The organism is Pseudonocardia sp. (genome assembly GCF_035305885.1).
In the GTDB taxonomy this organism is placed as follows: domain Bacteria; phylum Actinomycetota; class Actinomycetes; order Mycobacteriales; family Pseudonocardiaceae; genus Pseudonocardia.
Window position 1 is genome coordinate 37,701 of record NZ_DATGOP010000006.1, and the last position, 17,639, is coordinate 55,339.

15 protein-coding genes are annotated in these 17,639 nt (G+C 74.1%); 9 read left to right on the plus strand and 6 right to left on the minus strand.

The features are described from left to right. Nucleotides 1-369: 369 nt before the first annotated feature. The 3 genes from VKZ81_RS00670 to VKZ81_RS00680 are packed head-to-tail and all read right to left on the minus strand — an operon-like array spanning nucleotide 370 to nucleotide 4,693. Complete coding sequence (locus tag VKZ81_RS00670) at nucleotides 370-1,965, minus strand: GMC family oxidoreductase (RefSeq protein ID WP_324239373.1); 1,596 nt, start codon at nucleotides 1,963-1,965, stop codon at nucleotides 370-372. Then, nucleotides 1,962-3,440, minus strand: a complete 1,479-nt coding sequence (locus VKZ81_RS00675) for an aldehyde dehydrogenase family protein (protein WP_324239374.1) — start codon at nucleotides 3,438-3,440, stop codon at nucleotides 1,962-1,964. Before VKZ81_RS00675 ends, VKZ81_RS00670 begins: the two co-directional genes overlap by 4 nt. A 56-nt stretch (nucleotides 3,441-3,496) precedes the next feature. Further along, nucleotides 3,497-4,693: an MFS transporter gene (locus tag VKZ81_RS00680; protein WP_324239375.1), complete on the minus strand. Its 1,197-nt coding sequence runs from the start codon at nucleotides 4,691-4,693 to the stop codon at nucleotides 3,497-3,499. A gap of 114 nt (nucleotides 4,694-4,807) precedes the next feature. Between VKZ81_RS00680 and VKZ81_RS00685 the strand changes: the two genes are divergently transcribed. Next, nucleotides 4,808-5,881, plus strand: a complete 1,074-nt coding sequence (locus VKZ81_RS00685; protein ID WP_324239376.1) for a LacI family DNA-binding transcriptional regulator — start codon at nucleotides 4,808-4,810, stop codon at nucleotides 5,879-5,881. Nucleotides 5,882-5,922: 41 nt separating this feature from the next. Next, nucleotides 5,923-6,549 carry a response regulator transcription factor gene (locus VKZ81_RS00690; protein ID WP_324239377.1) on the plus strand — a complete coding sequence of 209 codons (627 nt, stop codon included), beginning with the start codon at nucleotides 5,923-5,925 and terminating at the stop codon, nucleotides 6,547-6,549. A 31-nt stretch (nucleotides 6,550-6,580) separates the two neighbouring features. On the opposite strand, the gene betT is transcribed toward VKZ81_RS00690, so the two are convergent. After that, entirely contained in the window at nucleotides 6,581-8,617 is a 2,037-nt protein-coding gene (gene betT / locus VKZ81_RS00695) for a choline BCCT transporter BetT (RefSeq protein ID WP_324239378.1), read from the minus strand. A gap of 302 nt (nucleotides 8,618-8,919) precedes the next feature. Between betT and VKZ81_RS00700 the strand changes: the two genes are divergently transcribed. The 5 genes from VKZ81_RS00700 (at nucleotide 8,920) to ilvA (ending at nucleotide 13,700) form a co-directional block, all read left to right on the plus strand. After that, nucleotides 8,920-10,653: a gamma-glutamyltransferase family protein gene (locus VKZ81_RS00700; protein WP_324239435.1), complete on the plus strand. Its 1,734-nt coding sequence runs from the start codon at nucleotides 8,920-8,922 to the stop codon at nucleotides 10,651-10,653. A 27-nt stretch (nucleotides 10,654-10,680) separates the two neighbouring features. Next, complete coding sequence (locus VKZ81_RS00705; protein ID WP_324239379.1) at nucleotides 10,681-11,022, plus strand: UBP-type zinc finger domain-containing protein; 342 nt, start codon at nucleotides 10,681-10,683, stop codon at nucleotides 11,020-11,022. A 34-nt stretch (nucleotides 11,023-11,056) separates the two neighbouring features. Further along, entirely contained in the window at nucleotides 11,057-12,070 is a 1,014-nt protein-coding gene (locus VKZ81_RS00710) for a Gfo/Idh/MocA family protein (protein ID WP_324239380.1), read from the plus strand. Between the two features lie 36 nt (nucleotides 12,071-12,106). Continuing rightward, entirely contained in the window at nucleotides 12,107-12,358 is a 252-nt protein-coding gene (locus VKZ81_RS00715) for a hypothetical protein (RefSeq protein ID WP_324239381.1), read from the plus strand. A gap of 64 nt (nucleotides 12,359-12,422) precedes the next feature. Next, nucleotides 12,423-13,700, plus strand: coding sequence for a threonine ammonia-lyase IlvA (gene ilvA, locus VKZ81_RS00720; RefSeq protein ID WP_324239382.1), 1,278 nt, complete (start codon nucleotides 12,423-12,425; stop codon nucleotides 13,698-13,700). A gap of 6 nt (nucleotides 13,701-13,706) precedes the next feature. Here the strand turns inward: ilvA and VKZ81_RS00725 are convergent, their stop codons facing one another. Beyond that, entirely contained in the window at nucleotides 13,707-14,288 is a 582-nt protein-coding gene (locus VKZ81_RS00725; RefSeq protein ID WP_324239383.1) for a TetR/AcrR family transcriptional regulator, read from the minus strand. Nucleotides 14,289-14,346: 58 nt separating this feature from the next. Here VKZ81_RS00725 and VKZ81_RS00730 point away from each other — a divergent pair, with 58 nt between their 5' ends. Then, nucleotides 14,347-15,492: an acyl-CoA dehydrogenase family protein gene (locus VKZ81_RS00730; RefSeq protein WP_324239384.1), complete on the plus strand. Its 1,146-nt coding sequence runs from the start codon at nucleotides 14,347-14,349 to the stop codon at nucleotides 15,490-15,492. On the opposite strand, the gene VKZ81_RS00735 is transcribed toward VKZ81_RS00730, so the two are convergent. Further along, entirely contained in the window at nucleotides 15,472-16,080 is a 609-nt protein-coding gene (locus VKZ81_RS00735; protein ID WP_324239385.1) for a TetR/AcrR family transcriptional regulator, read from the minus strand. The genes VKZ81_RS00730 and VKZ81_RS00735 overlap by 21 nt on opposite strands. Before the next feature lie 86 nt (nucleotides 16,081-16,166). Between VKZ81_RS00735 and VKZ81_RS00740 the strand changes: the two genes are divergently transcribed. After that, the gene (locus tag VKZ81_RS00740) at nucleotides 16,167-17,639 is read left to right on the plus strand and encodes an MFS transporter (RefSeq protein WP_324239386.1); all 1,473 of its coding nucleotides are present in this window, start codon (nucleotides 16,167-16,169) and stop codon (nucleotides 17,637-17,639) included.

The window sequence follows — 17,639 nt, forward strand, 5'->3', positions numbered from 1 at the left end:
CGGGGGGCCTCTTCTGGGTTCCGCGGAACCTGCTTCGCTCGAACGGAATGCGCAGCCTCGGATGGGCCGCTTTCAGGTTCCGCGGAACCCGAGAAGTGCAGACCCGGATGACATCCTTGCCTCGTCGGGGTGTGTCTGAATACGCAACGGGACCACAAGCGGTCGAGCAGCACCCAGCTGCAGCGGGCTCGTCGTGAACTGGCGTGCCCCTCCAGTCGGGTACGCCCGTCCGCGCAACCACGGAATTCGGTGGTGAACCCGGCCCAGCCACCCACCCGAGGTGACCAGGCACGCCCACCCGGGCAGCCGAATCGACGGGAATCGAGTTCCGCGGAACCCGCGAACGCGAGACCCCCCGCACCCACCCCATCACCGCCGCAACAGGTCGCTCGCCTTCTCCCCGATCATGTAGCAGGTGATGTTGGGGTTGATCGCGGGCAGGAACGGCATGATCGACGCGTCCGCCACCCGCAGCCCCTCGACCCCGCGCACCCGCAGCTGCGGGTCGACGACGGCCATCGGGTCGCTGTCCGGGCCCATCTTGGCCGTGCCCGCCGGGTGGTAGACGGTGTTGTGGGTCTTGGAGATGTAGTCGGCGAGCTCGTCGTCGCCGACGGCGTCCGGGCCGGGCGCGAGCTCGCGGGCCACCCACTCCTTGAGCGGCTCCTGCTCGGCGATGCGGCGGGCCAGGCGCACCCCGGCGATCATGACGCGCATGTCGTGGCCTTCGGCGTCGGTGAAGTAGCGCGGGTCGACCCGCGGCCGGTCGCGGAAGTCGCGGCTGCGCAGCCGCACCGTGCCCCGGGAGCGTCCCCGGGTGACGTTCGGGGTGAGGCAGAAGCCGTTGTCGGTGGTCGGGTAGCCCCAGCGCACGGTGTTGAGGTCGAACGGCACCGACCCGTAGTGCATCATCAGGTCCGGCCGGTCGAGGCCTTCCTCGGTGCGGGTGAACAGCCCGATCTCCCACCACTGGGTGGAGCGGGTGACCATCGGGCGGGCGGCCTCCCACATGACGAGGCCCTCGACGTGGTCGTCCAGGTTCGCCCCGACGCCCGGTGCGTCCACCAGCACGTCGACGCCGACCTCGCGCAGGTGGTCCGCGGGTCCGATGCCGGAGAGCATGAGCAGCTTCGGGGTGTCGATCGCGCCCGTGCTGAGCACGACCTCGCGGCGCGCGGTCACCGTGCGGCGGCCCGGGCCGATGCCGTGCTGGTACTCGACGCCGGTGGCACGGCGGCCGTCGAACAGCACGCGGGACGCCCACGCGCCCGTGCGGACCTCGAGGTTGGGGCGCTTACCCATGATCGGGTGCAGGTAGGCGTGCGACGAGGAGGCGCGTGTGCCGTCCGGCTCGCAGTTGATCTGGAAGAACCCGGCGCCCTCGCAGACGGTCACGCCCTCGTTGAAGCGGACGGTCGGCAGGCCGACGGCCGCGGCCGCCTCGAGCACGGCGACCCCGCACGGGTCCTCCGGCTTGATCTGCATGATCCGGACCGGGCCGGTGCGGCCGTGCCCCTCCCACGGCCCGTCGTTGTTCTCCAGCCGGGCGACGAGCGGCCAGCACTCGTCGGCGCTCCAGCCCTCGCAGCCCATCGCCGCCCACTCGTCGAGGTCCTCGCGCGGCGGCCAGAACGCGATGCACGAGTTGTGCGACGAGCAGCCGCCGAGGACCTTGCCGCGGGCGTGGCGCAGGAAGCTGTTGCCGCGCTCCTGCGGCTCGACCGGATAGTCCCAGTCGTAGCCGGAGTCGAGCAGGGCCATCCAGTCGGTGAGCTTGAGGATCGCCGGGTCGTCGACATCGGACGGGCCGGCCTCGAGCAGGCAGACCGTGACGTCGGGGTCCTCCGACAGGCGGGCGGCCAGCGCGCACCCCGACGACCCCCCACCGACGACGACGTAGTCGAAGCTCTCGGTCGCTGTGTTGTCGGACCTCGCTGTGTTCTCGGACGCAGCGCTTCCCGTCACCGGGCCCCTCCGCTCGTGAACCACCGAGCCGGCGCGGGCTCGGTGTTGTGCCAGATGTGCTTGTGCTCCTGGTACTCGGCGAGCCCGGTCGGCCCGAGCTCGCGCCCGTTGCCCGAACGCTTGAAGCCGCCCCATTCCGCGCCCGGCACGTACGGGCCGAAGTCGTTGATCCACACGGTGCCGTGCCGCAGCGCGCGGGCCACGCGCTCGGCGCGCCCCGAGTCGTTCGTCCACACCGCGCCGGACAGGCCGTAGTCGGTGTCGTTGCCGAGCGCGATCGCCTCCTCCTCGGTGGTGAACCGCTCGACGGTGAGGATCGGGCCGAAGGTCTCCTCGCGCAGCACGCGCATGTCGCGGCGGCAGTCGGCGAACACGGTGGGCCGGTAGAAGAAGCCCTTCTGCAGGTCCGGCTCCTCGGGGCGGCGCCCGCCCGCCACCAGCCGGGCGCCCTCGGCCTGCGCGGACGCAACGTAGTCCTCGATCTTCGCCCGGTGGGCGGCCGAGACCAGCGGGCCGGACTCGGTGGCCTCGTCCAGCCCGTTGCCCAGCCGGATCCGCTCGGCGCGCCGGCCGATCTCGGCGACCAGGTCGTCGTGCAGCGAGTCCTCGACGATCAGCCGCGCGCCCGCCGAGCAGACCTGGCCCGCGTGCAGGAAGACGGCGGTGAGCGCGTTGTCGACGACGGTTTCGAAGTCGGTGTCGGCGAAGACGATGTTGGGGTTCTTGCCGCCCAGCTCCACGGCGACCCGCTTCACGGTGCCCGCGGCGGCCCGCATGATCGCCTGGCCGGTGGCGAGCCCGCCGGTGAAGCTGACCATGTCGACGCCCGGGTGCTCGGTGAGCGGCGCGCCGACCGACCGGCCGTCGCCGAGCAGGATGTTGACCACCCCCGGTGGTGCTCCCGCCTCCTCCAGGAGCCGCACGAGCATCACCGAGGTGAGCGGGGTGACCTCGCTCGGCTTGATCACCACGGTGTTCCCGGCCGCCAGCGCGGGTGCGACCTTCCACGACAGCTGCAGCAGCGGGTAGTTCCACGGGGTGATCAGGGCGCAGACGCCGACGGGCTCGTGCACCACCCGGCTGACGACCGACGGTTTGCCGGTGTCGACCAGCCGCCCGGCGTCGTGGGCGGCGAGGTCGGCGTAGTACCGGAACACCGCCGTCACGTCGTCGACGTCGATGCGGCTCTCGACCAGCGTCTTGCCGGTGTCGAGCGTCTCGGTGCGGGCGATGTCCTCCTTGTCGCGGACCAGCAGGTCCGCGACGCGCCGCAGCAGGTCGGCGCGCTCCGCGGCCGGGGTGCGCGGCCACGGGCCGTCGTCGAACGCGGTGCGGGCCGCGGCCACCGCGCGCTCGACGTCGTCGGGGCCGGCCTGCTCGACCGTCTCGATCACGCTCGCGTCGAACGGGTTGATGACCTCGGCGGGGTCGCCGGACCCGGATGTCCAGGTCCCGTCGATGTACAGACTGGGCACCCGCCGATCGTCCTCGCCAGCGGCCGGACGTCAAGCGGAAGCGGCTCCTCGGGGGACTACCGCGGCTCCGGCTGGGTGAGCGGCCGGGCGGCGCCCGCGGCGAGCAGGCCCAACAGCAGCGCACCCAGCACGACGAACAGGGCCCGCAGGATGCCCGCGTGCTCGCCGATGAGGCCGATGAGGGGCGGGCCCGCGATGAACGCGGTGTAGCCGATGGAGCTGACCACCGAGACACGCGCGGCCGCGCGGGCCGGGTCGTCGGCGGCGGCGCTCATGCCCACGGGGAAGCCCAGCGAGGCCCCGACCCCCCACAGCAGGGCCCCGCTGAGCGCGACCGGCACGGACCCGCCGAGCAGCATCAGGAGCAGCCCGGCGAGGGCGATGCCTGCGGTGGCGCGCACCACCGCGACGCGGCCGAAGCGGTCCAGGGCCGCGCCGCCGACCATCCGGCCCGCGGTCATCGCGGCGACGAAGAACCCGAACCCGACCGCGCCGAGGGTCTCGCCGGTGCCGTGGCCGTCGACCATCGCCAGCGCGATCCAGTCGTTGGCCGAGCCCTCGGTGAACGCGAAGGCGAGCACCATCAGCCCGACGACGAGGGTGCGCGGCTCCCGCCACGCGGCGAGCACCCCGGAGCCCGCCGTGGTCTCCCCCGCCGCAGGCTCGGCCACCGGCAGGAACCGGCGCACGGCGGGCACGACGACGGCGGGGAGCAGCACGACGATGCCGATCAGCTGCACCTGCAGCGGGATGCCGAGCGCCGCGCACGCCGCGCCGATCGCGGCGCCCGCCACGGTGCCGAGGCTGAAGCCGGCGTGCAGGCGGGGCATGAGGGAGCGGCCGAGCCTGCGTTCGACGTCGGCGCCCTCGACGTTCATGGCGACGTCCCACACGCCGGTGCCGAGCCCGGCTGCGACCAGGCCGACCGCGGCCACCGGGACGAGCTCGGTGGACATGCCGAGCGCGAGCAGCGCCAGCCCGAGCGTCATCGACAGCGCACCGGCGAGCACCGCGCGGCCCGGGCCGAGGCGGTGCACGATCGGCCCCGAGAGCGGCAGCCCGGCGACCGCACCGCCCGACATGCACAGCAGGAGCAGGCCGAGCCCGGCGGTGGACAGCCCGAGCGAGTCGCGCAGCGCGGGCGTGCGCGCGATGACCGACGCGAACGCCAGCCCCGCGGCGATGAAGACGACGACCACGGCGGTGCGCGCCCTCGACAGCTGGGCGGGGGGCACGGCTGCGGTCGCGGTCACGTCGGCTCCTCAATCAGATCGCGCGGGGCATCGAATCGATTCGATCCGCGTCAACGGTACGCGACGGGCCCGGCCCGCTCAACCTGCCCGGGCCCGGCCGCTACGGTTCCCGGCGTGTCCACCCGCCCGACGCTCGCCGCCGTCGCGGCGCGGGCAGGCGTCTCCCCCTCGACGGCATCGCTCGCGTTCGCCGGCAGCCCCAAGGTGGCACCGGCCACCCGGGAGCGGGTGTTCGCGGCGGCCGCCGAGCTCGGCTACGCCGGCCCCGACCCGCTCGCGGCCTCGCTGCGCCGCGGTCGCAGCGGCGTCGTGGGCGCGTTCATCGGCGAGCGCCTGCTCTACGCGTTCCGCGACCCGGTGGCGCTGCAGCTGCTCGACGGCATCAGCGAGGTGCTGAGCGCCCACGACGTCGGGCTGCTGCTGCTCGCGGGCGACGTCGGCCGCCCGTCGACCAGCCAGATCGCGCGCATCCCGCTCGACGCGGCGATCTTCGCCACCTGCGGGCTCGAGGACGACCCCGCGGTGGAGCAGCTGCGCGCCCGCGGGGTGCCGATCGTGGCCGTGGAGGGCCCCGAGCTCGAGGGCGTCCCGATGATCGACATCGACGACCGCGGCGGCACCCGCGACCTCGCCCGCCACCTGCACGACCTGGGCCACCGCCGGGTCGAGGTCGTCACGATGCCGCTGCGGCTCGACGGCACCCGCGGGCCGGTCACGCCGAAGCGGCGCGCGCTCGCCCACTACCGCGACGTGCGCCACCGCATGGAGGGCGTGGAGGACGTGTTCGGCCCGGTGCCGATGTACGAGACGCCGAGCAACGCCGTGCACGAGGGCGCGGCGGCCGGGCGCGTCCTGCTCGACGTCCCCGCGGAACGGCGGCCGACGGCGATCATCGCCCAGAGCGACGTGCTCGCCGCCGGGGTGCTGCAGGCCGCCGCCGAGCTCGGGATCCGGGTGCCCGAGGACCTGTCGGTGGTGGGCTTCGACGGCGCCGACCTGCACTGGCTCGCCCCGACCCAGCTCACCACGGTCGTCCAGCCGAGCGCCGAGAAGGGCAGGGCCGCGGCGCGCGCGGCGATGGAGCTGGTGGAGGGCGGCACCCCGGAGAGCATCGTGCTGCCGGTATCGCTGCGGATCGGTACCACGAGCGGGCCGTCCCCGTCCTCCGATCGGACGGCGCGTCGGTAGGAACGCGATCGCGTGGGAAACCCACCGGCATGGTGGTCCGCGTGCTGATCGTCGATCGGCAACCGATGTTCCGCCGCTGCCTGGAGGAGGCGCTGCCCGCGGCGAGCGAGGGCTGGGTGCGCGTCGTGGCCGGGACGGACGTCGCCGCCTCGGCGCCGGCGCTGGTGCGCATGCACCGGCCCGACGTCGCCCTGGTCGACCTGGAGCTCGACGCGCCGGGGCCGGTGGCGGCGTTCACCGCGATGCGCCGCGTCCAGCCGAGCCTGCCGGTGCTCGCGCTCACGCGTCACGCCGCGCGGTTCGAGGGGGTCCTCGAGATCCTCGGCGCGGGGGCGAACGGCGTGCTGCTGCGCACCGTCCCCCCGGCCGGGTTCGTCCCCGCGCTGCTCGCGGCCACCGGCGCCACCACCCAGCCTTCCGCGCACCTCCCGGTCGGCTCGGCCCTGACGAGCAGGGAGCGCCACCTCTGGACGCTCATCGCCAGCGGCGCGAGCACCGCGCAGATCGCGCGGGCGCTGCACGTCTCCGAGCGGACGGTCAAGCGCCTCACGGCCGGGCTGCTGCGCACGCTCGGCGTCGCGAACCGCACGGAGGCCGCCGCGCTCGCCGGGCGCGCCGGGCTGCTCGGCGACGACGGGGTGCGCGCGGAGCGGCTGCAGTCCCGGTAGCCGGACCGCCCCGCGACGCATCGAACAGGCGCTAGCCGGCGACCTCCTGCATCCGCACGAACTCCAGGTGCCGCTCGTACTGGTCCAGGATGTCGTCGATGAGCTGCTCGGACGTGTAGCCCATGACGTCGTAGTCCTGGCCGCCCTCGCGCAGGTGCACCTCGAGCCGCCAGTAGGTGTCGCTGCCCTTCGGCACCGCCCGCCCGTAGACGGGCACCGGCACCTCCCGCGGCCGGATCTCGTAGCGGAACGGGCGCTCCTCGCCGAGGTCCGCGTCGAGCACGACGTACCGCGTGCCGTCCTCGTCCCGGTCCTCGCGCGCCTGCGCCCCGCATCCGCGCTCCTGCAGGTGCGCCGCCACGTCCGTCATGGCGGGCAGCGCCACCTCGGTCAGGAACCGCTCCGTGCGCTCCCGGCTCGGGAACGACAGCGCCCGGTCCAGCCGCAGCCGCCAGGCCGGGACCCCTTCCAGGTGCCCGTTCGACGTGCTCCGGCTGGACAGCGAGCGCAGGCCGAACTGCCTGCTGTCGGCCTGCAGCGCCTCGAGCCGCAGCGCCCGGTACAGGCCGAGCATGACCAGCATCAGCACGAACGCGAACGGCAGGCCCATGATGATCGTGGCGTTCTGCAGCGCGGGCACGCCGCCGACCAGGAGCATCCCGACGGTGAGCAGGCCGGTGGCGATCGCCCAGAAGATGCGCATCCACGGGGCGCCGTCGGTCTTCGGCGTCGGCAGGTGCGAGCTCAGGTTCGCCATCACCAGCGCCGCCGAGTCGGCGGAGGTCACGTAGAACAGCAGGCCGACGAAGGTGGCGATCGACGCGACGAACGTGACCGCCGGGTACTGCGCGAGCAGCTCGTAGAAGCCCTGCGCCGGGTTGTCGATCGTCGCCTGCCCGAACTCGGCGTTGCCGCGGCGGATCACGTCGAGGGCGCTGTTGCCGAAGATCGAGATCCACATGACGATGTAGGTGAACGGGATGATCATCGTCCCGGCCACGAACTGGCGGATCGTGCGCCCGCGGGAGATGCGGGCGAGGAAGAGCCCGACGAACGACGCCCAGGCGATCCACCACGCCCAGAAGAACAGCGTCCACGCGTTGAGCCAGTCGACGGGCCGGTCGTAGGCGAACGTCTGCAGCGTCATGCCCGGGAAGGAGGCGACGAAGTCGCCGACGTTCTGCACGAGCCCGTTGAGCAGGAACACGGTGTCGCCCGCGACCAGGAGGTAGAGGGCCAGCGCGATCGCGAGCAGCACGTTGAGCTGCGACAGCAGCTTGATCCCGCGGTCGACGCCGCTCACCGCGGAGATGGTGGCGATGGTGACCGCGATGGCGACCAGCCCGATCTGGGCGGCCGCGCCCTCGGGGATCCCGAACAGGAAGTACAGCCCGTAGTTGAGCAGCACGACCCCGATGCCGAGGGAGGCCGCGACCCCGAAGATCGTGCCGAGCACGGCGGCGAGGTCCACCGCGGTGCCGATCCCGCCGTGGATCCGCTTGCCGAAGATCGGGTAGAGCGCGGAGCGGATGGCGAGCGGCAGGTTCCGCCGGTAGGCGAAGTACCCGAGCGCCATGCCCATCAGCGCGTACATGCCCCAGCCGCTGATGCCGTAGTGGAACAGCGTCCACACCGTGGCTTCCTCGGCCGCCTGGAGCGTCTCGCCCTCGCCGCGCGGCGGGGTGAGGTACTGGGTGACCGGCTCGACGACGGCGAAGAACATCAGGTCGGTGCCGATGCCCGCGGCGAAGAGCATCGACGCCCACGCGAACGTGCTGAACTCCGGCCGCGCGTGCTCCGGTCCGAGCCTGGTCCGGCCGAGGCGGGAGGCGCCCACCAGGATCACGAAGACGAGGATGAGCGTCGACAGCAGGATGTAGAACCAGCCGAACCACTCCGAGGTCCAGCCGACGACCGCGGTGAGGACGTCGGAGGCGGCGGTCGGGGCGATGATCGCCCACAGCGCGATCAGGAGGGTGACCGCCGCGGACCCGTAGAAGACGACGGGCTTGACCCGGGGCTCGGACTCGGTCCGCGGGTCGGTGGGCACGCTCGCCAGCTCGCTCATCGGTCCCCCTGTCGTCAGGGTGTCAGGACGTGAGGGCGTCACATCGTGACGGTCCGGAATCGCTGCAGCTTCTCACGTCCTCCGGCCGGTGCGAAGGCTCACTCGCGGCCCGACCCGCGATCGTTGCCGTCCTGCATCCGAGCCCGCTGTGGGATTGACTCCGGTTGCGCCGCGTCACCACCCGCGGTGATGTATACATCCGAGGTCTGACCAGGGCGCTCCGTGCGGAGGAAAGGAACCCCGTGAGCTTCGTCCCGCCGTCCGAGTTCACCACCCGGCCCACGCTGCAGGGCACGTTCGGCATGTCGGCCACCACCCACTGGCTGGCGACCGCCACCGCCCAGTCGGTGCTGGAGCGCGGGGGCAACGCCTTCGACGCCGCCACGGCCGCCGGGTTCGTGCTGCACGTCGTCGAGCCGCACCTCAACGGCCCCGGCGGCGACCTGACCGGGGTGTTCGCCACGGCCGCCGACCCGACCCCGCAGGTGCTGATGGGACAGGGCCCCGCGCCGGCGGGTGCGACGATCGCGCACTACCGCGGCGAAGGCCTCGACCTGGTCCCGGGCGCGGGCGGGCTCGCCGCCGCCGTGCCGGGTGCGGTGGACGCGTGGCTCGTGCTGCTCGCCGAGCACGGCACGTGGGAGCTCGCCGACGTCCTCGCCTACGCGATCGGATACGCCCGCGACGGCCACCCCGTCGTCGGGCGGGTCGGCACCACGATCGAGACGGTCGCGGAGCTGTTCACCGAGCACTGGCCGACGTCCGCGCAGCTGTGGATGCCCGACGGCCGCCCGCCCCGCGCGGGCGAGATCATCCGGCTCCCCGCCTACGCCCGCACCCTCGAGCGGCTCGTCGAGGCCGGGTCGCGGGCCACCGACCGGCGCGGCCGGATCGAGGCGGCGCGCCGCGAGTGGAAGGAGGGGTTCGTCGCGCGGGAGGCGGTGGAGTTCCTGCGCACCCCGCACCGGCACTCGTCCGGCACCGACCACGCGGGCGTGATCGAGGTGGCCGACTTCGCCGCGTTCTCGGCGGGGTTCGAGCCCGCCGTGACCGCCGAGTTCCGCGGCACCACGGTCGCCAAGACCGGCCCGTGGGGCCAGGGCCCCGTCCTGCTGCAGGCGCTCATGATCCTCGACGGTCTGCCCGACGAGGCCCTCGACCCGTCCACCCCCGACGGGGCCCACCACGTGCTCGAGGCGCTCAAGCTCGCGCTCGCCGACCGCGACGCCCACTACGGCGACGCGATGCCCGAGGGCGTGCTGGAGGTCCTGCTGTCCGCCGAGTACGCGCGCGAGCGGCGGGAGCTCATCGGCGAGACGGCCTCGCACGAGTTCCGGCCCGGCCGCCCCGGCGGGCGGGAACCGTTCCTGCCGCCGCTCGTCACCGAGCCCGCGGAGGGCGACGCGGCGGGCGTGGGCGAGCCGACCGTCGTGCTGTCCGGCGAGACCCGCGGCGACACCTGCCACGTCGACGTCGTGGACCGGTGGGGCAACATCGTGGCGGTCACGCCGTCCGGGGGCTGGTTGCAGTCCTCCCCCACGATCCCGGAGCTCGGGTTCTGCCTCGGCTCGCGGCTGCAGATGACCTGGCTGGAAGAGGGCGCGCCGTCCTCGCTCGCGCCGGGCAAGCGGCCGCGCACCACGCTCACCCCCACCCTGCTGCTGCGCGACGGCGAACCGGTGGGCGCGCTCGGCTCGCCCGGCGGCGACCAGCAGGACCAGTGGCAGCTGCTCTACCTGCTGCGCACGCTCGTCGGCGGCTACTCGCCCCAGCAGGCCATCGACGCCCCGGCCCTGCACACCACGTCGATGCCCGGCTCGTTCTGGCCGCGCACCTGGACCCCGGGCGGCGCGGTGGTGGAGGACCGGCTCGGTGAGGAGGTCATCAGCGGGCTGGAGCGGCGCGGGCACCTGGTCACGCGCGCGGGCGACTGGGAGCTCGGGCGGCTGTCGAGCGTGCACCGCGACCCGGCGACCGGCGTGCTGTCCGCCGCGGCCAACCCGCGGGGCGCCCAGGGCTACGCCGCGGGGCGCTGACGGGTCGTTCCGCGCCATGATGGGTGGATGACGGACGGGATCGACCTCACCGCCGCCCCGAGCGGCACGGGCTGCCGCGAGTGCGACGACGTGGGCGGCTGGTGGGTCCACCTGCGCCGGTGCGCGCAGTGCGGCCACATCGGCTGCTGCGACTCGTCTCCGGCCCAGCACGCGACCGCGCACTTCCGCGCGACCGGCCACCCGCTGGTCCGCAGCTTCGAGCCGGGCGAGGGCTGGTACTGGGACTACCGCACGAACGAGCTGCTGGAGGGCCCCGACCTGCCCGAACCCCGGCACCGGCCGCTCGACCAGGCGGTCCCCGGCCCCGCGGAGCGGGTCCCGGCGGATTGGCGCGCTCACATCCACTAGCGGCACCACCTCCCCGCTGGGGAGGATCATCCGCGTGGAACCCCTTCGGATCGGAGTGCTCGGCGCCTCGCGCATCGCCGCCAACGCCATCGTCGCCCCCGCGCAGCTGACCGGGGCCCGGCTCGTCGCCGTCGCGGCGCGCGACCGCGACCGGGCCGAGGCCTTCGCCGCCCAGCACGGCGTCGAGCGGGTGCTCGACACCTACGCCGACGTGATCGCCGACCCCGAGGTCGAGGCCGTCTACAACCCGCTCGCCAACGGCCTGCACGGCCCGTGGAACCTCGCGGCGATCGCCGCGGGCAAGCACGTGCTCACCGAGAAGCCGTCGGCGAGCGACGCGGGCGAGGCCCGCGAGGTGCGCGACGCGGTCGCCGGGGCGGGCGTCGTGTTCATGGAGGCCTTCCACTACCTGTACCACCCGGTGGCGCAGCGGCTGCTGCAGGCCGTGGAGTCCGGCGAGATCGGTGAGCTGCGCGAGGTCGAGGTGCACATGGAGATCCCGCCCCCGCCGGACGGCGACCCGCGCTGGTCGCTCCCGCTGGCGGGCGGCGGGCTGATGGACGTCGGCTGCTACGGCCTGCACCTGCACCGGATGCTGGGCCGGTTCGCGGGCGGGGCCCCGCGGGTCACCGGCGCCGAGGCCCGCGAGCGCGCCGGCCACCCGGGGGTGGACGAGTGGGCGCGCGTCGAGCTCGCCTTCCCCGGCGGGGTGACCGGTGTGGTCCACAGCTCGATGGCCGCCGAGGAGGTGCGCATGACCGCCCGGCTCGTCGGCGACGCGGGCGAGGTGCGCGCCGGGAACTTCGTGCTCCCGCACCGCGACGACCGGGTGTGGATCGCGGTGGGCGGCACCGAGCGGGAGGAGCGGCTGGGCAAGCGCCCGTCGTACGCCTACCAGCTCGAGGCGTTCACCGCGGCCGTCCGCGACGGGCGGCCGGTGCCCACCGATGCCCACGACGCCGTGGCCACCGCCCAGTTGCTCGACGACAGCTACCGCGCAGCGGGTTTCGACCTTCGGCCCCGATCGGCACCGGTTGTCGCAAAGTGACCCAAAGGTGGATCTCCGCTCGCTAGATTGCCTGACATGACGGCTGCGGAGGACGACAGAACGATCCGTCATCAGGGCACCGACCCGGTGACGGTGTACGCGTACCTCTCGGCGATCGCCGCGGCACAGGACAAGCAGAGCGCCAGGCTCGACGAGATCGCGGGCGTGGCGGTGCAGCACACCGCCACCCTCGCCGGCCTCGTCGGCATGCAGGCGCAGCACAACGCGGTACTCGCCGAGCACGGAGCGAAGATCGACCGCATCCTGGAGCTGCTGGAGAAGCGCTGACCCCGGATCGGGCGAGCCCTCCCCCACCCGCGACGACACGCAGTGGCGGGTGCAGGATCGACGGGTGGTCTCCCGCACGGCGGCTCCGCTCGCCCACCCCGTCCGCTCCGTCGCCGCGGCCGTCGGCGCCGCGGCCGCGCGGCTGGAAGGCGTCGCGCTCGTCACCCCGCTGCAGCGGAGCGAGCGGCTCTCGGCCGCGACCGGCGCGCAGGTCTGGCTGAAGCGCGAGGACCTGCAGGTCGGGCGCTCGTACAAGCTGCGCGGCGCGTACAACCTCCTCGCCCAGCTCGGGCCCGAGGAGCGGGCGGCCGGTGCGGTGTGCGCGAGCGCGGGCAACCACGGCCAGGGCGTCGCGTACGCCTGCCGCAGGCTCGGCATCCGCGGGCGGGTGCACGTGCCGAGCACCACGCCGCGGCAGAAGCGGGAGCGGATCACCGCGCTCGGCGGCGACGCCGTGGAGCTCGTGGTCGAGGGCGACACCTACGACGAGGCGGCCGCCGCGGCCGCCGAGCACGCCCAGCGCACCGGGGCGACGGTCGTGCCCGCGTTCGACGACCCGCGCACCATCGCGGGCCAGGGCACGGTGGCCGCGGAGATCGTGGCACAGCTGGACCGCGCCCCGGACGTCGTCGTGGTGCCGGTGGGCGGCGGCGGGTTGCTCGCCGGCGTCGGCGGCTTCCTCGCCGAGCGCCACCCCGGGGTCCGGATCGTCGGCGTGGAGCCCGCGGGCGCGGCGAGCATGGCGGCCGCGCTCGACGCGGGCGAGCCGGTGCCGCTGGCCGAGCTCGACACGTTCGTCGACGGGGCCGCCGTGCGCCGGGTCGGCGACGTCACCTTCCCCCTCGTGCGCGACTGCGGCGCCGAGCTCACCACGGTGGCCGAGGGCCGGGTCTGCACCGAGATGCTCGACCTCTACCAGGTCGACGGGATCATCGCCGAGCCCGCGGGGGCGCTGGCCGCCGCGGCGCTCGACGAGCTCGACCTGCCTGCGGGCGCGACGGTCGTGTGCCTGCTCTCGGGCGGCAACAACGACGTGAGCCGCTACGCCGAGGTGATCGAGCGCTCGCTGGTGCACCGCGGCCTCAAGCACTACTTCCTCGTCGAGTTCCCGCAGGAGCCGGGCGCGCTGCGGCGGTTCCTCGACGAGGTGCTCGGCCCGGACGACGACATCGTGCTGTTCGAGTACGTCAAGCGCGACAACCGCGAGACCGGCCCCGCGCTCGTGGGCATCGAGCTGGCCCACCGCGACGGCTACGAGCCGCTGTGGAAGCGGATGGAGGCCAGCCCGCTGAAGATCCAGCACATCGCGCCGGGAACCACGGCCTACCGCTTCCTGGTCTGAGGCAGCTCAGCCGCGCCGGGCCAGCCCGCGCAGCAGCAGCTCGGCGAGGTGGGCGTAGGCCGCGGCGTCGTCCAGGCCCGTGGACGCGGCCACCTGCCGCTGCTGGATCCGCACCATCGTGGCCGTGACGACGTCGGCGACGAAGCCGGTGTGCACGTCGCGGAACGCGCCCGCCGCGACCCCGTCGGCCACGAGCTGCTGCACGCGGGCGGCGGCGGCGCGGGTGTTGCGCTCGTACACCTCGGCGGCGGGCGGGAAGGCGGCGACGTCGTCGAAGAACCGCGCGGAGGCGGGCGCGAGCTCCGTGGCGACGGCGCGCAGGTAGGCGGCGAGCCGCTCGGCGGGGTCGCTCCGCGCGGCGAGTGCGGCCTCGACGCGTTCGGTCGCGCCGCGGAAGAAGTGCACCACCGCGGCCCGCACCAGCTGCTCCTTGCTGCCCGCGAGCGCGTAGAGCGTGCGCTTGGAGCAGCGCAGCCGCGCGGCGACGTCGTCGAGGGTCAGGTGGGAGAAGCCCTCGGCCAGCAGCAGCTCCACCAACGCGTCGAACAGCTGCTCCCGCCGAACGGCGCCACGCCGGACCACGCCCATGTCGGCTATCCTAACCGGTACTGACGTTTCCCTCTGAGTACCGATAGAGGAGGCGGCCATGGCCGTCGAGCGCCTGCTTCCCACCACGGAGGCCGAGGACCTGATCGCGCTGACCCGCGAGATCGCCGACAAGGAGCTCGCCCCGCGCGTCGACCGGCACGAGCGGGAGGAGTCCTACCCGGAGGGGCTGTTCGCCACGCTCGGCGAGGCGGGCCTGCTGGGCCTGCCCTACCCCGAGGAGCTCGGGGGCGGTGGCCAGCCGTACGAGGTCTACCTGCAGGTGCTCGAGGAGCTCGCCGCGCGCTGGGCCGCGGTCGCCGTCGCGGTGAGCGTGCACGCGCTCGCCTGCCACCCGCTCGCCGCGTTCGGCACGGAGGAGCAGCAGGAGCGGTGGCTGCCCGCCATGCTCGCCGGCGAGGTCGTGGGCGCATACAGCCTGTCCGAGCCGCACGCGGGGTCGGACGCCGCGGCACTGGCGTGCAAGGCCGAGCGGGTCGAGGAGGGCTACCGGATCACCGGCACCAAGGCCTGGATCACCCACGGCGGGCGTGCGGGCTGCTACGCGCTCTTCGCCCGCACGGCACCGGGGAGCGGCGGCGTCTCCTGCTTCCTCGCCCCCGGGCAGGTCGACGGGCTCTCCTTCGGCAGGCCGGAGGAGAAGATGGGCCTGCACGCGATCCCGACCGCCACCGCGCACTGGGACGGTGCCGTGCTGGAGCCCGACCGGCTCATCGGCCGCGAGGGCCAGGGCCTGCAGATCGCGTTCGCCGCGCTCGACTCCGGGCGGCTCGGCATCGCCGCGGTCGCCACCGGCCTCGCCCAGGCCGCGCTCGACGCCGCCACCGCCTATGCGAACGAGCGCACCGCGTTCGGCCGCAAGATCATCGACCACGAGGGGCTCGGCTTCCTGCTGGCCGACATGGCCGCGGCGGTCGACTCCGCGCGCGCCACCTACCTCGAGGCCGCCCGCCGCCGCGACGCGGGCCGTGAGTACCGGCGCGCGGCGAGCGTGGCGAAGCTCGTGGCCACGGACGCGGCGATGAAGGTCACCACCGACGCCGTGCAGGTGCTCGGCGGCTACGGGTACACCCGCGACTTCCCGGTGGAGCGCTACATGCGCGAGGCCAAGGTCATGCAGATCTTCGAGGGAACCAACCAGATCCAGCGGCTCGTGATCGCGCGTTCACTGGCCCGCGCCGCATAGTCCCTCGGAGTCCGACCCGGCGGGGGCGGCGACGACCGCCCGCAGCGCCTCCGCGACGTCGGCCCCCGACGGCGCCCGGTCGGGGTCGACGAGCGCCTGCAGCACGACGCCGTTGACCAGCGCCAGCATGAGCGAGCCGACCCGGCGGGCGGTGTCGTCGTCGACCTCGCCGTCCGCGACGCCGAGCAGGGTCGCCGCGAACGCACCCCGCGCGCGGGAGAAGGCCAGCGCGAGCTGCTCGCGGACGGTGGCCGAGAACTGCACCTGCGCCACCCACTGCACGCCGGCCGCCACCATTGCCCGGTCGGTGCGCACCTTCTCGATCAGGACGTCGAGGAACGCGGCGAGCCGGTCGGTGGGCGCCCCGTCGGGCTGCGCGGCGAGCGCCGCCTCGATGTCCTCGTCCCAGTCGTCGAACGAGTCCAGCATCGCGGCGTCGAGCAGCGCGTCCTTCGACCCGAAGTGGTAGCCGATCGACGCCAGGTTGGTGCCGGACGCGGCCACGATGTCGCGCGCCGTGGTGTGGGCATAGCCCTTCTCGACGATGCAGCGCTTCGCGCCTGCCAGCAGCGCCTCCCGATTGCCCATGCGCCCGAGGTTAACGCCCGTTCAGGACATCCGTCATATACGGACGTCCTAGACGTACGTCCTTGACGTCCGTACCATCGGGGCGCGTGACGCGACACGACGCCCGGGTCGGGCACCGGGAATGGATCGGCCTCGCCGTGCTCACGCTCCCGGCGCTGCTGGCCTCGATGGACCTCTCCGTGCTGTTCATGGCGGCACCGTGGATCGCCGCCGACCTCACCCCGACGCCCGCGCAGCTGCTGTGGATCATGGACGCGTACGGCTTCCTCATGGCCGGCACGCTGCTGGTGATGGGCGCGCTCGGCGACCGCATCGGGCGGCGCAGGCTGCTGCTCGCGGGTGCCGCCGCGTTCGGCGCCGCCTCCGCGGTGGCCGCCTACGCCCCGACCGCCGAGCTGCTCGTGCTCGCCAGGGGCCTGCTCGGCGTCGCGGGGGCCACGCTCGCCCCGTCCACCCTCGCGCTGCTGCGCGGGATGTTCCCCGACGAGGGCAGGCGCCGGACCGCGATCGGGATCTGGACGGCGGCCTTCACCGGCGGCATCGCGGTCGGTCCGATCGTCGGCGGGCTCCTGCTCGAGCACTTCTGGTGGGGCTCGGTCTTCCTGATCAACGTGCCGGTCATGGCACTGCTGCTCGCGTTCGGGCCGGTGCTCCTGCCGGAGTCGAAGGACCCGTCCGGGCCGCGGTTCGACCTGGTCGGCGCGCTGTTGTCGATCGGGGCCGTGCTGGGTGTCGTGCACGGGGCGAAGCAGCTGCTGCACTCGGGGCCCGCGGGCTGGGCCGCCCTCGCCGCCGGGCTCGCGCTCGGCGCGGTGTTCGTCCGGCGGCAGCTGCGGCTGCGCGACCCGCTGGTCGACGTCCGGCTGTTCACCGACGGAGGGTTCGCCGCGGCGTTCGGCGGCTACGTCGTGATGATCGTCGGCAGCGCGGGCCTCGGGTTCCTCGCCGTGCAGTACCTGCAGCTGGTGCTCGAGATCCGGCCGTTCGCCGCGGCGCTGTGGCAGCTGCCCACCGTCGCCACCACCGGGATCGGCATCGCGCTCGCGACCACCCTGGTCCGGTTCGTGCGGCCCGGCCTGGTCGCCGGGTCCGCGCTCGCGGTCGCCGCGGTCGGGTTCCTGCTGGTCGCCCGGGTCGGCGTGGACACCGCGCCGGCGGCGGTGATCGCGGCCTACTCCGTGGTGACGCTGGGCACCGGGATGCTCGTGCCGCTCGCCATCGACCTGATCGTGAGCGCGGCCCCGCCGCACCGCGCGGGCGCGGCCGCGGGCCTCGGCGAGGCGGGCAGCGAGCTGGGTGGGGCGCTCGGCATCGCGGCGCTGGGCAGCATCGCGGGCGTGGTCTTCCGCAGCCGGTTCGAACCGGAGGGGCTCCCCGGCCCCGCCGCCGAGACGGTCGGCGGCGCGGTCACCGCCGCCGAGGCGCTCCCGGGGCCGGTCGCAGAGCGGGTGGTCGCCTCGGCGCAGCAGGCCTTCACCGCAGGCTTCACGACCGCGGCATCGGTGACCGCGACGCTGCTCGCGGCCACGGCGGCGCTCGTGGTGCTGCGTCTCCGGTGA

What these genes read in the sequence shown, in the direction of transcription:
- betT (WP_324239378.1), bottom strand. Translation starts at nt 8,617, where the DNA reads ATGAGCGAGCTGGCGAGCGTGCCCACCGACCCGCGGACCGAGTCCGAG.
- VKZ81_RS00700 (WP_324239435.1), top strand. Translation starts at nt 8,920, where the DNA reads ATGTCGGCCACCACCCACTGGCTGGCGACCGCCACCGCCCAGTCGGTG.
- VKZ81_RS00705 (WP_324239379.1), top strand. Translation starts at nt 10,681, where the DNA reads ATGACGGACGGGATCGACCTCACCGCCGCCCCGAGCGGCACGGGCTGC.
- VKZ81_RS00715 (WP_324239381.1), top strand. Translation starts at nt 12,107, where the DNA reads ATGACGGCTGCGGAGGACGACAGAACGATCCGTCATCAGGGCACCGAC.
- VKZ81_RS00725 (WP_324239383.1), bottom strand. Translation starts at nt 14,288, where the DNA reads ATGGGCGTGGTCCGGCGTGGCGCCGTTCGGCGGGAGCAGCTGTTCGAC.
- VKZ81_RS00730 (WP_324239384.1), top strand. Translation starts at nt 14,347, where the DNA reads ATGGCCGTCGAGCGCCTGCTTCCCACCACGGAGGCCGAGGACCTGATC.
- VKZ81_RS00735 (WP_324239385.1), bottom strand. Translation starts at nt 16,080, where the DNA reads ATGGGCAATCGGGAGGCGCTGCTGGCAGGCGCGAAGCGCTGCATCGTC.